The sequence below is a fragment of the Protofrankia sp. Cr1 genome (assembly GCF_963555865.1).
Taxonomy (GTDB): Bacteria; Actinomycetota; Actinomycetes; order Frankiales; family Frankiaceae; genus Protofrankia.
In genome coordinates, this window is sequence record NZ_CAUVXO010000602.1 from 1 (window position 1) to 605 (window position 605).

Here is a 605-nt window from a genome sequence, read left to right on the forward strand (position 1 = left end):
AGCGACCGGCAACAGGGGACGCGGCGTCGCGGGGCTGGGGCACGCACCTCGCCGGGTTGTCGTCGGTCCACACCCAACACCTCCGATGCCTCCCTCCGCCGCCTCGCGACGCATCCACCCCAACCCCACTCCTTGATCCGTATTCCCTTCGGTGCGACGAGTGGAAGAAAGGCGTCAGGAGGCGCCGGTTTTCGGGCGGAAAATGTATGTCAACCATCCACTCGTGCCGGGCCGGCCACCCACCAAGGTGTCGCTGTCACAGCGGCTACACATCCACGCGGCCACCCGCCGGCCCCCACTCGCCGGCCTGCACATCCGCTACCGTGGCGCGTTCGCCTACATCGAGGGCCGGCTCGCCGACGGCGAGAGCATCCCGCTGATGCGGCTGCGCTATACCGGATCCGCCACCCACTGGGGATTCGCCCTCTCCCTCGCGAGCAACAACGGATACCAGGACACCCACCGGCCCACCGGCCCACCGTCACCGGCACCCCCGAAGAGACCCTCGACTACGCCTGCCAGCTGTACCTGTTGACCCCGGCATCTAACCGGCCCCACACCATGCGCCCAGGTGTCAACCCCCGAAGGACTTACGAGCGAGACCA

General features: G+C 68.1%; 1 protein-coding gene. It reads left to right on the forward strand.

What is annotated here, in order from left to right; genetic code table 11:
• The first annotated feature begins 160 nt into the window (after nucleotides 1-160).
• Entirely contained in the window at nucleotides 161-535 is a 375-nt protein-coding gene (locus U9980_RS26520) for a hypothetical protein (protein WP_322770428.1), read from the forward strand.
• Nucleotides 536-605 lie beyond the last annotated feature (70 nt).